The 15,981-nt window shown below is 60.8% G+C and carries 14 protein-coding genes; 7 read left to right on the top strand and 7 right to left on the bottom strand.

Annotated features, from left to right (window positions below):
* Nucleotides 1-21: 21 nt before the first annotated feature.
* Entirely contained in the window at nucleotides 22-228 is a 207-nt protein-coding gene (locus tag ACJ8PI_RS08675) for a putative quinol monooxygenase (RefSeq protein WP_442528119.1), read from the bottom strand.
* Nucleotides 229-455: 227 nt separating this feature from the next.
* On the opposite strand from ACJ8PI_RS08675, the gene ACJ8PI_RS08670 reads away from it, so the two are divergent.
* The 5 genes from ACJ8PI_RS08670 to ACJ8PI_RS08650 all read left to right on the top strand — a co-directional run bounded on the left by ACJ8PI_RS08670 (nucleotide 456) and on the right by ACJ8PI_RS08650 (nucleotide 4,864).
* On the top strand, nucleotides 456-1,286 hold the full coding sequence (locus ACJ8PI_RS08670) for a LysR family transcriptional regulator (protein ID WP_074026572.1): 831 nt from the start codon (nucleotides 456-458) through the stop codon (nucleotides 1,284-1,286).
* 317 nt (nucleotides 1,287-1,603) lie between these two features.
* Nucleotides 1,604-4,216: a YdbH family protein gene (locus tag ACJ8PI_RS08665; protein ID WP_130042871.1), complete on the top strand. Its 2,613-nt coding sequence runs from the start codon at nucleotides 1,604-1,606 to the stop codon at nucleotides 4,214-4,216.
* On the top strand, nucleotides 4,213-4,410 hold the full coding sequence (locus ACJ8PI_RS08660) for a YnbE family lipoprotein (protein WP_025302979.1): 198 nt from the start codon (nucleotides 4,213-4,215) through the stop codon (nucleotides 4,408-4,410). Before ACJ8PI_RS08665 ends, ACJ8PI_RS08660 begins: the two co-directional genes overlap by 4 nt.
* 8 nt (nucleotides 4,411-4,418) lie before the next feature.
* Nucleotides 4,419-4,742 carry a YdbL family protein gene (locus tag ACJ8PI_RS08655; protein ID WP_033634662.1) on the top strand — a complete coding sequence of 108 codons (324 nt, stop codon included), beginning with the start codon at nucleotides 4,419-4,421 and terminating at the stop codon, nucleotides 4,740-4,742.
* Nucleotides 4,727-4,864: a hypothetical protein gene (locus tag ACJ8PI_RS08650; RefSeq protein ID WP_442528112.1), complete on the top strand. Its 138-nt coding sequence runs from the start codon at nucleotides 4,727-4,729 to the stop codon at nucleotides 4,862-4,864. Before ACJ8PI_RS08655 ends, ACJ8PI_RS08650 begins: the two co-directional genes overlap by 16 nt.
* On the opposite strand, the gene azoR is transcribed toward ACJ8PI_RS08650, so the two are convergent.
* Entirely contained in the window at nucleotides 4,861-5,466 is a 606-nt protein-coding gene (gene azoR, locus ACJ8PI_RS08645; protein WP_033634661.1) for an FMN-dependent NADH-azoreductase, read from the bottom strand. The genes ACJ8PI_RS08650 and azoR overlap by 4 nt on opposite strands.
* 269 nt (nucleotides 5,467-5,735) lie before the next feature.
* Here azoR and hrpA point away from each other — a divergent pair, with 269 nt between their 5' ends.
* Nucleotides 5,736-9,623, top strand: a complete 3,888-nt coding sequence (hrpA, locus tag ACJ8PI_RS08640; protein ID WP_164134184.1) for an ATP-dependent RNA helicase HrpA — start codon at nucleotides 5,736-5,738, stop codon at nucleotides 9,621-9,623.
* A gap of 96 nt (nucleotides 9,624-9,719) precedes the next feature.
* Here hrpA and ACJ8PI_RS08635 read toward each other — a convergent pair whose 3' ends face one another.
* The gene (locus ACJ8PI_RS08635; RefSeq protein ID WP_033634660.1) at nucleotides 9,720-10,532 is read right to left on the bottom strand and encodes a trypsin-like serine peptidase; all 813 of its coding nucleotides are present in this window, start codon (nucleotides 10,530-10,532) and stop codon (nucleotides 9,720-9,722) included.
* A gap of 293 nt (nucleotides 10,533-10,825) precedes the next feature.
* Entirely contained in the window at nucleotides 10,826-11,101 is a 276-nt protein-coding gene (gene asr / locus ACJ8PI_RS08630) for an acid resistance repetitive basic protein Asr (RefSeq protein WP_033648431.1), read from the bottom strand.
* A 185-nt stretch (nucleotides 11,102-11,286) separates the two neighbouring features.
* Here asr and ACJ8PI_RS08625 point away from each other — a divergent pair, with 185 nt between their 5' ends.
* Complete coding sequence (locus ACJ8PI_RS08625) at nucleotides 11,287-12,192, top strand: alpha/beta fold hydrolase (protein WP_164134185.1); 906 nt, start codon at nucleotides 11,287-11,289, stop codon at nucleotides 12,190-12,192.
* Nucleotides 12,193-12,361: 169 nt separating this feature from the next.
* On the opposite strand, the gene ACJ8PI_RS08620 is transcribed toward ACJ8PI_RS08625, so the two are convergent.
* From ACJ8PI_RS08620 to rstA, 3 genes are read right to left on the bottom strand one after another with little or no spacing between them, the layout of a single operon-like run.
* Entirely contained in the window at nucleotides 12,362-13,861 is a 1,500-nt protein-coding gene (locus tag ACJ8PI_RS08620) for a carboxypeptidase M32 (RefSeq protein ID WP_164134186.1), read from the bottom strand.
* Between the two features lie 34 nt (nucleotides 13,862-13,895).
* Nucleotides 13,896-15,200, bottom strand: a complete 1,305-nt coding sequence (gene rstB, locus ACJ8PI_RS08615) for a two-component system sensor histidine kinase RstB (protein ID WP_033648428.1) — start codon at nucleotides 15,198-15,200, stop codon at nucleotides 13,896-13,898.
* A complete protein-coding gene (rstA, locus tag ACJ8PI_RS08610) occupies nucleotides 15,197-15,922 on the bottom strand; it encodes a two-component system response regulator RstA (protein ID WP_047567293.1) in 726 nt (241 codons plus the stop codon). The genes rstB and rstA overlap by 4 nt, the downstream gene beginning before the upstream one ends.
* Nucleotides 15,923-15,981: the final 59 nt, after the last annotated feature.

Raw genomic sequence — 15,981 nt, 5'->3', positions numbered from 1 at the left:
ATTGGGCCGGTTCACGCGGTTTTAACGAGCGATTTCCGTGTAATGATGCTCATCGTAATCATGGGTCAAATAACTGTTAACGACATCGTTAAAGGCGATCCAATGAGGCGTTTTCTGGTGTGCTGAAAGCGCCGCCTTATCGTCCCAGTTTTCGATCAGCGCGTAGCTGTTCTCATCGCTCTGGCATTGCCAAAGCTGGTAAAAAGAGCAGCCGGTTTCTTTATTGATTGGATTCCTGCACCATGGTGTTGAGCAGGCTCAGAAACGCTTGCCGCTTGGCCGGATTGACCTGAAAAAAGACGTTGAGCGTAATCATGATTGATTTCCTCGGTCGGTAATGAAACTGGATATCTCCAGGGGCAGCATTGTGCTGACAGCGAGGATTTTACGGACTTGATGGTTGACTAAAAGTGAAATAAAGTTCGTGAATCGTTCACTTTTGGTGAAGGCTTAAGATGTTTAAACGTGCCCAGTTAGCCGCCTTTTGCATGGTGGTGGAGTCGGAGAGTCTCACGGCCGCGGCGGAGCAGCTGTTTTGCGTGCCCTCTAACGTGACCAAGAAATTAAAAGAGCTGGAAATGGCGTGCGGCGTCACGCTGTTCGAGCGTGAGCGCAATCGGCTGTCGCTCACGCCGGAAGGCCGGGCGCTTTACCATAAGGCCAAGCGCTTTTTGGCTATCGAAGAGCGGGCGCGAGCGCAGTTTGAACAGGATCCGGTGCAGGGCGAACTGAGGCTTGGCGCGCTGGATATCGCCTTGAGTCATCATTTGCCGCAAAAGTTGGCCCATTACCGTGCGCAGAATCGCCGCGTTCAGCTGAGTGTGGTGCAGGGATATTCGCTGGATCTGGAGTTTCAGCTGCAAAAAGGGGCGCTGGACGTGGTGTTTTCAGATGGGCCGATCGAACATCCGCAGATGCAGAGCCGGCGTGCTTTCCAGGAGCGTTTGGTCTTCATTGGCGGGGCATGTCGGCCGGCGTTGTTGGCAAAAAGCGATCTCTATGTTTATTCGCGGCAATGCCACTATCGCCATCTGGTGGACGCCTGGCTGCAGAAGCAGCAAGTCATCCCCGCCGCGCTGCTGGAGGTGGAATGCTACGACGTGATATTTGCCTGCGTAACAGCGGGATTAGGCTATGCGTTTGTGCCCGAAAGCCTGGCGCGGCAGCGAAAGGTTGCATACATAGAATGCGGGAATGAAATGCGCAGCGATATTTATGCTATCTGGCGTAAAGCGAGCGACAGCCGCATATTGCACGATTTTATTGACGCCGTGATTCGGCATTAAGGCAAAAAAATCCCCACGGGGGTGTGGGGAATGGCTTCTCTAGTACACAGTTAGCTAGCAGCTGAACTTTTATTAGAATGGTTGCAAGACTATTAATCATCAAAGGCAACGACAATAACAAAAGTCTGAAAACTGTCCTGTTTATGTGATGCATATGTAACGAAAATCTACAACTCCGCACACGTTTGCGCCAAAAAGGTGCAAATCGCCGCTGCGACCCCGCTCAGCTTCACCCTATGTCAAATTCATGCCATCATTATTGTCAATTCAGGCATAGACTTAACCAATGCCTAACTCAGGAACGAAGCAATCATTTAATGACCAGGCGATTAAAAGTATTCATAGGGACGGTGGCGGGCTGCGCAATTCTGGTGCTGGCGTTGTGGCAAACTTTGCCGCGCTGGCTGCCGGGCGTGTTATCGCATTGGTTGCCGGCGGGAAGCCGCCTGGAGTTGCAGGGCAAATTGCACTGGCGCCAGGGCGGCCTGGCGCTGGCGGGGGCGCGTTTCACCGCGCAAGATTGCCTGCTGGCCAACGTCGGGCCGACGCGGTTGGCTTACCGCCAGGGCCGCTGGCAGCTGTCAAGCGATAAGGTCAGCGTCGATAGCGCCTGTTTGTCAAAACTGCCGGCCGGCGACGCCAACAGCGCGCCGCTGGCGCTCGATCAGCTGCAGCAACAGCTGCCGCCGCTGGATCTCACCATTAATGACCTGACGCTGGTTCCCTGGCAGCGCTATGCCGGCAAGCTGCAGCTTTCCTCCGGCCCTGACGGGCAACGCCTGCATTATCAGGGGCCGAATCTCAGCGCTGAGGCGCAGCTGGATGAAAAACAGCAACTGACGTTGCAGAGCCTGACCGTCGTCCCGCCCAACAGCGCGCAACCGCTGCGTCTCGCCGGCAAGATAACCATTCCGCTGGATCTGGCCAGCCTGCCGACGCAGGGCGCGCTGCAGGGGGAAATGCAGACCGCCTATCTGGAAAAACCGGTATTGCTGGACATGCGCTGGCAACAGCGGCAGGGCGTGTTGACGGTAAGCGAAAAAGGCGACGATCGGCCGCTGGCGGTGCTGCCGTGGGAAGTCGCGCCGCAGCGGGTCAGCATCAGGCAGGGCGAGTGGCGTTGGCCGTACAGCGGGCAGCCGTTGAACGGCGGCCTGAGCGTTGCGCTGCACGACTGGAGCAAAGGGTGGGATGAAACGGAGATCAGCGCGCGGCTGAACGTGATCACCGCCGGCCACAACGGCAAGGGCAATGCGGTGCTCACCCTCGGGCCGGGCAAGGTAGGGTTGACCGACAGCGATCTGCGCTTCCAATTGACCGGCCAGGCCAATCTGGCCGACTTCTCCGCCACCGCGTCGATTCCGGGCGTGATCGGCGGCAGCATTCTCAACCCGACGCTGGTGCTGCAGCCGGGGTCGCTGTTGCGCCTGTGGGGCAAGGTGACGCCGGAAATGACGCTGGAAGAGGCGCGTTTGCCGCTGGCGGGCGTGAAGGTGACCGCCGCCGGTATCACCGGCCGCCTGCAGGCGATTCTGAACGCCAGCGACAGCTATTGGGGGCGCTTCAAGCTGCACCTGGACGGCCAGGCGCAGGATTTCTGGCCGGACAAGGGCGACTGGCAGTGGCGTTACTGGGGCAACGGCCGGTTGCCGCCGCTGCAGGCCGCCTGGGACGTCGCCGGCAGCGGGCGCTGGCAGGACAGCGAGCTGGTGCTCGACAAGCTCTCCACCGGTTTCGATAAATTGAAGTATGGTTTGGTGACGGTCGCCGCGCCGCGCCTGAGCCTCAACCGGCCGCTGCGCTGGCGGCGTGATGAACAAAGCCCGCAGTTCAACGGCGAGCTGCAACTGGCGGCGGATAAGGTCAGCTTCAGCGACGGCGGCCATCTGCCGGCGCCGGTGCTGGCGCTGCAGGTGAACGGCCTTTCGCCGGACAGTTTCCAGCTGCAGGGCAAACTGCAGGCACAGCAGATCGGGCCGATCGCGCTGCGCGGCCGTTGGGACGGCGAACGCCTGCGCGGTGAAGCCTGGTGGCCGAAACAGTCGCTGAAGGTCTTCCAGCCGCTGCTCGCCCCGGATCTCAATCTCACGCTGCGCGACGGCGAGTTTTATGCGCAGTCGGCGTTTTCCGCCGCCCGCGAGCAGGGCTTCGAGGCCGGCGGCCACTGGGTGGTGAAAAACGGCGGCATGTGGCTGAAAGACGGCGAAATGAGCGGCCTGGACTTTATCCTGTCGTACCGGTTCAAGCAGCATCAATGGCTGCTGGGGGCCAAACAGCCGGTGTCGCTGCGCATCAAGTCTTTCAGCAACCTGTTCGAGATGCAGAACATTTCCGCCGATCTGCAGGGCACCTATCCTTATAGCGAAGGGCAGCCGCTGACGTTGAGCAACGTCGGCGTGGACATGCTCAACGGGCATATCAGCCTGTCGGCGCTGCGGTTGCCGCAGCATGACGCCGCGGTGCTGAAGCTGGACAAGGTCGATCTCAGCGCGCTGTTTACCGCCCTGAAGCCGAAGCAGTTCGCCATGTCCGGCCGGGTCGACGGTGAGCTGCCGCTGTTCCTGAACCACCCGAAATGGCTGGTGCAGAACGGCTGGATCGCCAACGCCGGCACCCTGACGCTGCGGCTGGACAAAGACATGGCCGACGCCATCGGCAGCAACAACCTGGCGACCGGCGCGGCGATCGACTGGCTGCGCTACATGGAAATCAACCGTTCGCACGCCCGGGTCGATCTCGACAACCTGGGCGAGCTGACGCTGAGCGCGCGTATCGACGGCATCAACCCGCAGAAGAACGCCAAGCGCGAGGTGATCCTGAACTATCGGCATCAGGAAAACGTGTTTCAGCTGTGGCGCAGTTTGCGCTTCGGCGACAATTTACAGGAGTGGCTGGAGCAGGCCCTCTCACAACCTGGGGAGCAACAATGAAAATCATGAGTGTGTCGACGCTGGCAGCGGTGCTGTGCGTTTCGCTGCTGAGCGGCTGCGTGCCGCGCATCGAGGTGGCGACGCCGAAGGATCCGATCACCATCAATATGAACGTCAAGATCGAGCATGAAATTCATATCAAGGTGGATAAGGACGTCGAAAACCTGCTGAAAACCCAAAGCGGTCTGTTCTAGGAGCCGACATGAAAAAACGTTATTTGTGGCTGGCCGGCGCCGCCTGGTTGTTCAGCGGCGTGGCGATGGCGTTGACGCTGGATGAGGCGAAGCAGCAAGGGCGGGTGGGCGAAACCCTGAGCGGCTATATCGCCCCGGTGAAGCAGGACGCGGAAACGCTGGCGCTGGTGAAGCGCATCAATGCCGGCCGCGCCGAGAAGTATCAGGAAGTGGCGGACGGCAACCATATCGCCGTCGACGAAGTGGCGCGCATGGCCGGGCAGAAGCTGGTGACGCGGGCGCAGAGCGGCGAGTATGTGCGCGGCATCAACGGCCAGTGGCTGAAGAAATAAAAAAAGCGCGCCGTCTGGCGCGCCAAGTGATACGGATAGATGATTATTATGAGGGTAGTGCAGGTTTGACAGGACTTGCTTCTTGTCCGGCAGGGGCGCGGCGCCCCTGCGCAGGATCTTAGGCAGACACCACCTGAGACAGGGCCGCCTTGGCGTCTTCCTGTGCTTTGGTCGCCACTTCCGGGCCGTAGGCGATGCCTTCCGCGAAGACGAACTCCACGTCGGTGATGCCGATGAAGCCCAGGAACAGACGCAGGTAAGGTTCCACCAGGTCGGTCGGGGTGCCTTTATGAATGCCGCCGCGGCTGGTCAGGATCACCGCGCGTTTGTTTTTCACCAGGCCTTCCGGACCGTTTTCGGTGTAACGGAAGGTCACGCCGGCGCGGGCAACCAGGTCGAAATAGTTTTTCAGCTGGGTCGGGATGTTGAAGTTGTACATCGGCGCGGCAATCACGATGACGTCATTGGCCTGCAGCTCGGCGATCAGCTCGTCCGACAGGGCCAGCGCTTCTTGTTGACGCGGGGTCAACGGAGCATCGGAAGGACGCAGCGCGCCGACCAGTTCACCGTCCAGCACCGGGATGGGCTGTGCGGCCAGATCGCGCACGGTGATGGTGTCGCCGCTGTGGGCGTTGCTCCATTGCTCTACGAAGAAATCGGCCAGTTGGTTAGACTGAGAGTAGGTCGCCAGGATGCTTGATTTCAGAACCAATACGTTGCTCATCGATAATTCCTTACGTTGTGACAGTGACATCAGGACTCAGCGTCCCTTGCATGGAGTACATGCTATTCACATTCCTCCAACAGTGATAGCGCAATATTTCGAGATCTTCGTTCGATTTTATTGAATGACATGGCGAGGCTTTACTCGCGGAAGTAGGGGGAGAAAGCCGTTTGTGATAGGCTGTGCGGCTAAAGCAAAAAAATCGCTAAAAAAACATCAAACCGTTGCCAAGCCTGGCCTTGGCGGCGAAGAAACAAGGAACACCGAACGTGAAATCTCCGCTCGAGGCACTGCCGGCCCAACTGGGTGAGCTGATGCTCCGCGATCAACAACGTCTGCGTCGTCGCCTGCAGGGCGCACGAAAAATCAAAAATCCCGATGCCCAGCTGGCGGTGGCCGCCGAAGTAGAAAGCGACATCGCGGCGGCGCGGCAAAAAGTGCAGGCGCGCGCCGCGTCTTGCCCGCGCATTACCTATCCGGAAAGCCTGCCGGTCAGCCAAAAAAAACAGGACATATTAAACGCCGTCCGCGATCACCAGGTGGTGATTGTCGCCGGGGAGACCGGCTCGGGGAAAACCACCCAGCTGCCGAAGATCTGCCTGGAACTGGGGCGCGGGGTGAAAGGGCTGATCGGCCATACCCAGCCGCGCCGCCTGGCGGCCCGCACCGTCGCCAACCGCATCGCCGACGAGCTGGAAACCCCGCTCGGCGGCAGCGTCGGCTACAAGGTGCGCTTCAACGATCAGGTGGGAGAAAATACCCTGGTCAAGCTGATGACCGACGGTATCTTGCTGGCGGAAATTCAGCAGGACCGCCTGCTGATGCAGTACGACACGCTGATCATCGATGAAGCGCACGAGCGCAGCCTCAACATCGACTTTATTCTCGGCTACCTGCGCGAACTGCTGCCGAAGCGCCCGGATCTCAAGGTGATCATCACCTCGGCGACCATCGATCCGCAGCGCTTCTCGCGCCATTTCAACAATGCGCCAATCATCGAGGTTTCCGGCCGCACCTACCCGGTGGAGGTGCGCTACCGCCCGGTGGTCGACGACGGCGACGATACCGATCGCGACCAGCTGCAGGCGATTTTCGATGCGGTGGACGAGCTTGGCCGCGAAGGGCCGGGCGACATTCTGATCTTCATGAGCGGCGAGCGCGAGATCCGCGATACCGCCGACGCCCTCAACCGCCTCAATCTGCCGCACACCGAGGTGCTGCCGCTGTATGCGCGCCTGTCGAACAGCGAGCAGAACCGGGTGTTCCAGTCGCACCACGGCCGCCGCATCGTGCTGGCCACCAACGTGGCGGAAACCTCGCTGACGGTTCCGGGCATCAAGTACGTCATCGATCCGGGCACCGCGCGCATCAGCCGCTACAGCTTCCGCACCAAGGTGCAGCGCCTGCCGATCGAACCGGTGTCGCAGGCTTCCGCCAACCAGCGTAAAGGGCGCTGCGGCCGCGTATCGGAGGGGGTGTGCATCCGCCTGTACTCCGAGCAGGATTTCCTGTCACGGCCGGCGTTTACCGATCCGGAAATTCTGCGCACCAACCTGGCGTCGGTCATTCTGCAGATGACCTCGCTGGGGCTGGGCGACATCGCCGCGTTTCCGTTCGTCGAGGCGCCGGACAAGCGCAACATTCAGGATGGCGTGCGCCTGCTGGAAGAGCTGGGGGCGATCGCCACCGCCGACAACGGCCACTATCAGCTGACGCCGCAGGGCCGCCAGCTGGCGCAGTTGCCGATCGACCCGCGTCTGGCGCGCATGGTGCTGGAAGCGCAGAAGAGCGGCAGCGTGCGCGAGGTGATGATCATCACCGCCGCGCTGTCGATTCAGGATCCGCGTGAGCGCCCGATGGACAAGCAGCAGGCCTCGGATGAAAAACACCGCCGCTTCGCCGACAAGGACTCGGACTTCCTGGCGTTCGTCAACCTGTGGGATTATCTGCAGGAGCAGCAAAAGGCGAACTCCTCCAGCCAGTTCCGCCGGCTATGCCGCAACGATTTCCTCAACTACCTGCGGGTGCGCGAGTGGCAGGATATCTACACCCAGCTGCGCCAGGTGGTGAAAGAGCTGGGGCTGCCGATCAACAGCACGCCTTCCGACTACCGCAGCGTGCACACCGCGCTGCTGACCGGCCTGCTGTCGCACATTGGCCAGAAGGATGCGGACAAGCAGGAATACACCGGCGCGCGCAACGCCCGCTTCTCCATCTTCCCCGGCTCCGGCCTGTTCAAGAAGCCGCCGAAGTGGACCATGGTGGCCGAACTGGTGGAAACCAGCCGCCTGTGGGGGCGCATCGCTGCGCGCATCGAACCGGAATGGATCGAGCCGCTGGCTCAGCACCTGGTGAAACACAGCTACAGCGAACCGCACTGGTCGAAGTCGCAGGGGGCGGTGATGGCCAGCGAAAAGGTCACGCTGTTCGGCCTGCCGATCGTCGCGGCGCGCCAGGTCAACTACGGCTCCATCGATCCGCTGCTGTGCCGCGAGCTGTTTATTCGCCATGCGCTGGTGGAGGGCGACTGGCAGACGCGCCACGCCTTCTTCCGCGAAAACCAAAAGCTGCGCGCCGAAGTGGAGGAGCTGGAGCATAAATCACGCCGCCGCGACATTCTGGTGGATGACGAAACGCTGTTCGGCTTCTACGATCGCCGTATCCCCAACGACGTGGTTTCCGGCCGTCATTTCGACAGCTGGTGGAAGAGCGCGGTCAAACAGCAGCCGGATCTGTTGAACTTCGAAAAAGAGATGCTGATCAAGGACGGCGCCAACAAGATCAGCGCGCTCGATTACCCGAACTTTTGGCATCAGGGCAACCTCAAGCTGCGGCTGAGCTACCAGTTTGAACCGGGCACCGACGCCGACGGCGTGACGGTGCACATTCCGCTGCCGATCCTCAACCAGGTGGAGGAGCAGGGCTTCGAATGGCAGATCCCCGGCATCCGCCGCGAGCTGGTGATTGCGCTGATCAAATCGTTGCCGAAACCGGTGCGCCGCAACTTCGTGCCGGCGCCGAACTACGCCGAGGCGTTCCTTGGCCGCGTCACGGCGCTGGAATTGCCGCTGCTGGACGCGCTGGAGCGCGAGCTGCGGCGCATGACTGGCGTGACCGTGTCACGTGATGACTGGCAGTGGGATCAGGTACCCGATCACCTGAAGATGACCTTCCGCGTGGTGGGCGAGAAAAATCAGACGCTGCGCGAAGGCAAAGACCTGGCCGCGTTGCGCCTGCAGCTGAAAGAGAAGGTGCAGGAGACGCTGTCGGCGGTGGCCGACGATGGGCTGGAGCAGAGCAATCTGCATGTCTGGAGCTTTGGCCAACTGCCGGCGTTTTACGAGCAGAAGCGCGGCGGCTATTCGATGAAGGCTTACCCGGCGTTGGTGGATGAAAAGGACAGCGTGGCGATCCGCCTGTTCGACAGCGAAAGCGAGCAGCAACAGGCGATGTGGCAGGGCACGCGCCGCCTGCTGTTGCTGAATATTCCTTCGCCGATCAAATACCTGCATGAAAAGCTGCCGAACAAGGCCAAGCTGGGGCTCTACTTCAACCCGTACGGCAAGGTGCTGGAGCTGATTGACGATTGCATTTCGTGCGGCATCGACAAGCTGATCGCCGAACACGGCGGCCCGGTCTGGCAAGAAGAAGGCTTTGCGCGCCTGCAGGAGCAGATCCGCGCCGAGCTGAACGACACGGTCGTCGAGGTGGCCAGGCAGGTTGAGCAGATCCTGACGGCGGTCTTCAACATCAACAAACGGCTGAAAGGCCGGGTGGATATGTCGTTGGCGCTGGCGTTGTCGGACATCAAAACCCAGCTTGGCGGCCTGGTCTACCGCGGTTTCGTCACCGGCAACGGCTGGAAACGCCTGCCGGACACGCTGCGCTACCTGCAGGCGATCGAACGCCGATTGGAAAAACTGGCCATCGATCCGCATCGCGATCGCGCGCAGATGCTGCGGGTGGAGCAGGTGCAGCAGGCCTGGCAGCAGTGGCTGAACAAGCTGCCGCCCAAGCGGCAGCAGGAGGAAGAGGTGAAAGCGGTGCGCTGGATGATCGAAGAGCTGCGCGTCAGCCTGTTCGCGCAGCAGCTGGGCACGCCGTACCCGATCTCCGACAAGCGCATTCTGCAAACTATCGAACAGCTTTCGGGCTAAGTTCGGGCGCGCCGGCCGGCAAACGGCCGGCGCAGCGCAAGTTGAAATTCAGAGAACAGAGAAACAGCAACGGCGCTTGATGCGCCGTTATGAGAGCTACTTGCCTGCCGCCAGGGCGTCTAGCGCTTCGCGGATGCCGGGCACCGCCAGGGCGCGGTTATCGGCGCGGTAGCGATCTTTCGCCGCCGGCGCCGAGCTTTGGATGGCGATCAACTGCCAGCCGTCGGCGGTTTTCAACAGCAGCGGTGAGCCGCTGTCGCCGGGCAGGGTATCACACTGGTGCGACAGTACGCCTTGCTGGGCCCAGCCGGTGACCTTGCAGTTTTGGTGGCTGTAGAGGTCATCCAGATGATCCTCCGGGTAACCCGCCTGAGTAATCAACCGCTTGGCCTGTTTCAGGGCCTGGGTCAGCGCCTTGCTGTCGCCTTGCCACAGCGGCAACGGTGCGATCGGCAGCGGCTTTTTGTCTTTCAGACGGATCAGCGCAAAGTCATAAGCGGCGGCGGCGGGCGGCACGATCCAGCCATCGCCGTCCGGCTTCAGCTTTTTGCCCAGCTTGCTGTCGACCAGAGTTTCGATATTGTCGGTTTGATACCGCCAGGATTTATCGCCCGCCACGAAGCGCAGGGCGATGGCTTTATCCAGTTGCCCCGGCGGCGCCAGCACACAGTGGCCGGCGGTCAACGCCAGGTGTGGGGAGATCAGCGTGGCGGTACACAGATTGCCGCTGGCGGTTTCGACCTGGCCGATGGCCTGCCAGGGCTGGGCGGTGGTATCCGTGACCTTGATGCGTTCATCTTTGCCGAAAAACAGACGCGTTTGCTCGGCCTTGGACGGGCCGTCGGCGCGTGCCGCCTGAGCAGCGATGAGCGGGAGTGAGCACAGCAACAGTAAAACGGATTTGCGCATAGATCTCTTGCCTGACAAATACGGATCATCCATAAACACACTGAATGCTAACTATAGACTGATTTAGCATCCGTGTGGATGGGCAATAATTGATTTTTCAATAATTTCCCGCCGGCGATGCGGCAGGCTACAGGTAAAAAAAGACGGCGATCAGGCCGCAAAGGATCAGGGCGGTCAGAACGATCTCGAACAGGTAGCGGCGCAGCATCAATGCGAACCCCCGATGAAAAAACACCCGGCGAACCGGGTGTTGTACACGTCAAGCCTGAAACGGTGAGGGGATCCTCACGTTGTTACGCCTTTTTGTGGCTGGCTTTCTTGTGGTGTTTTTTAGCCGCCTGGGCTTTTTGGGCAGGGGCTTTCGCACCGGCTTTTTTGTGATGCTTTTTGGCCGCCTGAGCTTTCTGAACCGGGGCTTTCTTGCCGTGGTGTTTCACCTGGGCTTTAGCCGGCGCAGCGGTGGCGGTGGTTGCGCTAGCCGCAGGTGCGGTGGTGGCAGCCTCGGCAGCGAAAGCTACGGAAGACAGACCCATTGCAGCGGCAACAACCAGAGCTAATACTTTTTTCATCGCAGAATCCTCAATATGGCTTTTGGGTATCAACCCCACTGCGGGGCCGTTGAAATGATAGTAGGCAAACGGCGTCCGCCTTTCCGTGAGTGATTGGTTTCGGCATGTAACCTAATGTACAGGGCGGCGGTGGGGAGTGGGATTGCTGTTATAATGACCGCCAGGCACGGTAAAAAGGATTTAACATGAACGAGATATCAATTCGTTGTGGCGTGACCGAACAGGGCGAGGTGCCGCTGGCCTATGAGGACTGGGGCGATGAGGCGCACCCGCCGCTGCTGCTCATCATGGGGATCGGCGCACAGCTTTTACTGTGGCCTGACGACTTCTGCCGCGCCCTGGTGGCCAAGGGATTTCGGGTGATCCGCTATGACAACCGAGACGTCGGCCTTTCCGGCAAAACGCAGGCACAACGTACGCAGCCGTTGTGGCTGCTGATGTTGCGCGCCCAGCTCGGTTGGCAAACGCCGGTGCCTTATACCCTGGCGGACATGGCGGCGGACGCGGCGCATCTGCTCGATCATTTACGCATTCCGCAGGCTCACGTACTGGGCGCTTCGATGGGGGGGATGATCGCCCAGGTGCTGGCCGCCGAATACCCGCAGCGCGTCGCCTCGTTATGCATCTTGTTCTCCAGCACCAATCAGCCGCTGTTACCGCCGCCGGCCCCTTCGCTGCTATGGCTGTTGGTGCGCCGGCCTGCGGCCGATTTGACGCTGCAGCAGCGCCACGAGGGGATGAAAACCTTCCTGCGCGCGCTCGGCACCCGATTTTATCCGCCGGAGGAGGCGGAGCTGGATACGCTGGTGACGCGGTTGCTGAAGCGGGGCGTGGATCCGGAAGGCATGCAGCGGCAACTTTCCGCGTTGCTCGGCAGCGGCGATCTGCGTCGTTATAGCCGGCGCATAGCCGTGCCGACGCTGGTTATTCACGGCGATCGCGATCGGCTGGTGCGCAAGGCGGGTGGGGTTGCGATCGCCCGTGCGGTCGCCAACGCCAAATTGCATATCATGCCGGGCATGGGGCATGACCTGCCCGCGCCATTGAGGCCGCAGCTGGCGGCGATGATCGCCCGTCATGCGCTGGGATGAGAGGCCGGAAAGCCCGGCGTTTTTTGCTATTTTAGTTACAACATACTTATGGTGAGTAGCCAGCCGCCACTCTGTGGCCAAGGCGTTGTCGGCAAGGAATGCGCGCTATGAAACATTATCCGGTCATGCAGGCGGGAAAAGGGCGCGGCCGGGGCCGCGCCAGGAGAGATTACAGGTAGCGGGTTTCCAAATGCTGACGGAAGTAGCGTGGATTGAGCGCTTCGCCGGTCGCGTTGGCGATCAGCGTTTCGGTCGGGAAACGGCTGCCGTGGCGCCAAATATTGTGCTGCAACCAGTGGAACAGCGGCTGCAGGTTGCCGGCGGCGATATCTTCGCTCAGCGAAGGCAGGGCCTGACGCACGCTCTGGAACAGCTGCGCGGCGTACATCGCGCCGAGGGTGTACGTCGGGAAGTAGCCGAAGGCGCCGTCGGTCCAGTGAATATCCTGCATGCAGCCGTTGCGGTAGTTGCCGATGGTGTCGAGGCCGAGGTAAGCCTGCATCTTCTCATTCCACAGCGCCGGAATGTCTTCCACCTCGATATCGCCTTCGATCAGCGCTTTTTCAATTTCGTAGCGCAGGATGACGTGGGCAGGATAGCTCACCTCGTCGGCGTCGACGCGGATCAGGCCCGGTTTAACGCGCTGGTTGAGGCGAATAAAGTTGGCCTCTTCCAGCGCCGGCTGTTCGCCAAACTGCGCGGTGACCAACGGACGCAAGATCTTCAGGAATTCATTGCCGCGCGCCAGCTGCATTTCGAACAGCAGGCTTTGCGATTCGTGGATAGCGGTGGAACGAGCCAGGGCGACCGGCTGGCCGAGCAGATCGCGCGGCAGGTTCTGCTCGTAGCGGGCGTGGCCGGTTTCGTGCACGATGCCGAGCAGCGCGGTCAAAAACTCTTTCTCGTTGTAACGCGTGGTGATGCGCACATCTTCCGGCACGCCGCCGCAGAACGGGTGGGCGCTGACGTCGACGCGGCCGTTGTCGAAGTTGAAACCGAGCAGCTTCATCACGCTGAGGCTAAGCTGGCGCTGGGTGTCTACATTGAACGGACCCTGCGGCGCCTGGCAGGGCTCGTTAGCCTGTTTGGCCACCACGCGCTGCAGCAGATCCGGTAGCCAGGTTTTCAAATCGCCGAAGATGCGGTCGAGATCGCTGCTGCGCATGCCCGGTTCATACAGGTTTAGCAGGGCGTCGTAACGGCTGGTGCCGGCCGCCTGCGCGCGGATCTGCGCTTCTTCCCGGCTGAGCTTGACCACTTCGCGCAGGTTGTCGGCGAAGCCGTCCCAGTCGTTGGCCGGGCGCTGGGCGCGCCAGGCGTGTTCGCAGCGTGCGCCGGCGAGCGATTTGGCTTCGACCAGCGCGGCCGGCAGCAGCACGGCGTCTTCATATTGGCGGCGCATTTCGCGCAGGTTGGCGCGGTCGAGTTCGTCCAGCGTCTCTTGCTGCGCGCGATCCAACAGCGCGCCGGTGCTTTGTGCCGTTAAAATCTGGTGCTGCAGCACGCTCAGCTCGGCCAGCGCTTCGGAGCGCGCCTTGCTGCCGCCCGGCGGCATCATGGTTTGCATGTCCCAACCGGCGATGGCGGACAGGTGGCCGAAACGCGACAGCCGGCTGAACAGGGCGCGCAGGTGATCGTAAGCAGACGTGTTGGAATGTGCAGATGTCATTATTATTCGGCTCCAATGAGAAGGTCTGGCGGCATTACGCCAGATCGGCTTTTAAACTGAATGTCGGCTTCACCGGCCAGCAGAAACGGAAGCTGGCGCCGCCGAGCGAACTGCCTTCGACGAACACCTGTCCCTGGTGGGCGACGGCGATGGAATGGACGATGGCCAGCCCCAGCCCGCAGCCGCCGGTAGCGCGATCGCGGCTGGGATCGAGACGGACGAAAGGTTCAAACACCCGTTCGCGCTCTTCCGGCGGAATACCCGGCCCGTCATCCTCGACCTGCAAGCAGGCGAGGTCGCCGTCAAACCACAGGCCAACGCGCAGCCGCTGTTCGGAATAGCGCAGCGCGTTGTTGACCAGGTTGTCGAGCACGCGCTCCATCAGGCGCAGATCGACGCCGCCGAAGTCGCCGACGTGCGGGATATCGAGCTGGATGTCGCGATCCTGATGGATCAGGCGGATATCATCGACCTTGTCCTCGAGCCACTTTGGCAGATCGATGGGTTCAATGTTTAACGCAACCTGCGGACGGTCCAGACGGGCATAGGTCAGCAGCTCGTCGATCAGCGACTCCAACTGGCCGATATCGCGGTTCAGCGCCTGCTGCTCACTGTCGGACAGGTTATCGCTCATTTCAAGCCGGTAACGCAGCCGCACCAGCGGCGTGCGCAGCTCGTGCGCGATGCCGTCGATCAGCTGTTTCTTGCTGGCGATCAGGGTATTGACGTTGTCGGCCATCTGGTTGAACGCCACGCCGAGCCGGCTCAGGCTGGAGGTGGGATCGAAGTGGGTGCGTTCATCCAGATGCCCGGCACCGAGCCGCTGGGCGGCGTTTTCCAGCTTGAGCAGGTCTTGCCAGTGCGGCCGCATCCACAGAAACACCGGCAGCGCCAGCGACATGCCGATAAACACCAGCAACACCAGATCCAGCAGGCGCATCTGATGCAGATAGAACAGATAAGGAATGGGGCCGACCACCAATACGTAGTGGCTGCGCGGAATGCGCTGCATAAAGGTGTACTGATCGTCGAGGGCGATGATTTCCCCCAGCCGCAGCCGTTTTTTCAGATCCTCGCTCAGTTCCTGTTTGCCGAGCGGTTCGATATGCAGCTTGAACGACAGGTTGAGATCCAGCGTGGCGATGGTCTTGTTCCAGTCCTTCAGCGGGATTTCGCGCAGCTCGCTGCGCATCAGGTACAGCGAACTTTTCATCAGATCGTCCATCGACTGGCGGCCGGCGCGCTCGGCGGTCACCTTGTACACCAGGCCGACCAGCATCGCCATCACCAGAAAACAGACGAACAGCAACAGGAAGAACTGGACGAAAAGTTTTCTCATTGTTGCACCGATGCCCAGGCGTTAGGGGCGAACAGATAACCTTTATTGCGCACGGTCTTGATGCGGAACGGCTCCAGCGCGTTGTCGTACAGCTTGCGGCGCAGGCGGGAGATCGCCACGTCGATGCTGCGGTCCATACCGTCATAGCTCACGCCGCGCAGGTTTTGCAGCAGCGCCTCGCGATCCATGATCTGCCCGGCGTGGGTCGCCAGTTCCCACAGCAAATCGAAATCCGAGGTGGACAGGGTGATCGTTTCCTCGCCCAGCGTGACCTGCCGGTTGACCGGATCGATGCACAATAGCCCGAAATGCAGCGCGTTGTGCTGGGTGAGCGGCTGAACCGACTCTTCTTTCGGCTGTTGGCCGTGTTGGCGCAGGTGCAAACGCAGGCGTGCCAGCAACACCGCCGGCGGCGTGGTTTTCAGGATATAGTCGTTGGCGCCCATCTCCAGCGACAGGATATGGTTCATGTCGCTGTCGAGCGAGGTGAGCAGCACGATCGGGCCGGGGAAGGTAGGGCGCAGATCGCGGCACAGCGTCATGCCGTCTTTGCCGGGCAGCATGATGTCCAGCAGCACCAAATCGGGTTGCTCACGCGCGATGCGCGCCTGCGCGCTGTCGCCGCGCGGTTCGATCAACACCTCGATGTCGTGTTTGCCCAGATAGGCGGCGATCAGTTTGCCGACTTCGGGATCGTCTTCCACAAAAACAATTTTATGCATATGCCCGTGTTTTAATAAGAAAAGCGGATTTCAGCATAGCGCGGCCCGCGGCGATGCGC

The sequence above is a fragment of the Serratia sp. CY82433 genome (genome assembly GCF_052166535.1).
GTDB lineage: Bacteria > Pseudomonadota > Gammaproteobacteria > Enterobacterales > Enterobacteriaceae > Serratia > Serratia sarumanii.
The sequence above is the reverse complement of the archived record's forward strand: the minus strand, read 5'-3'. Positions and strand labels throughout refer to the sequence as shown.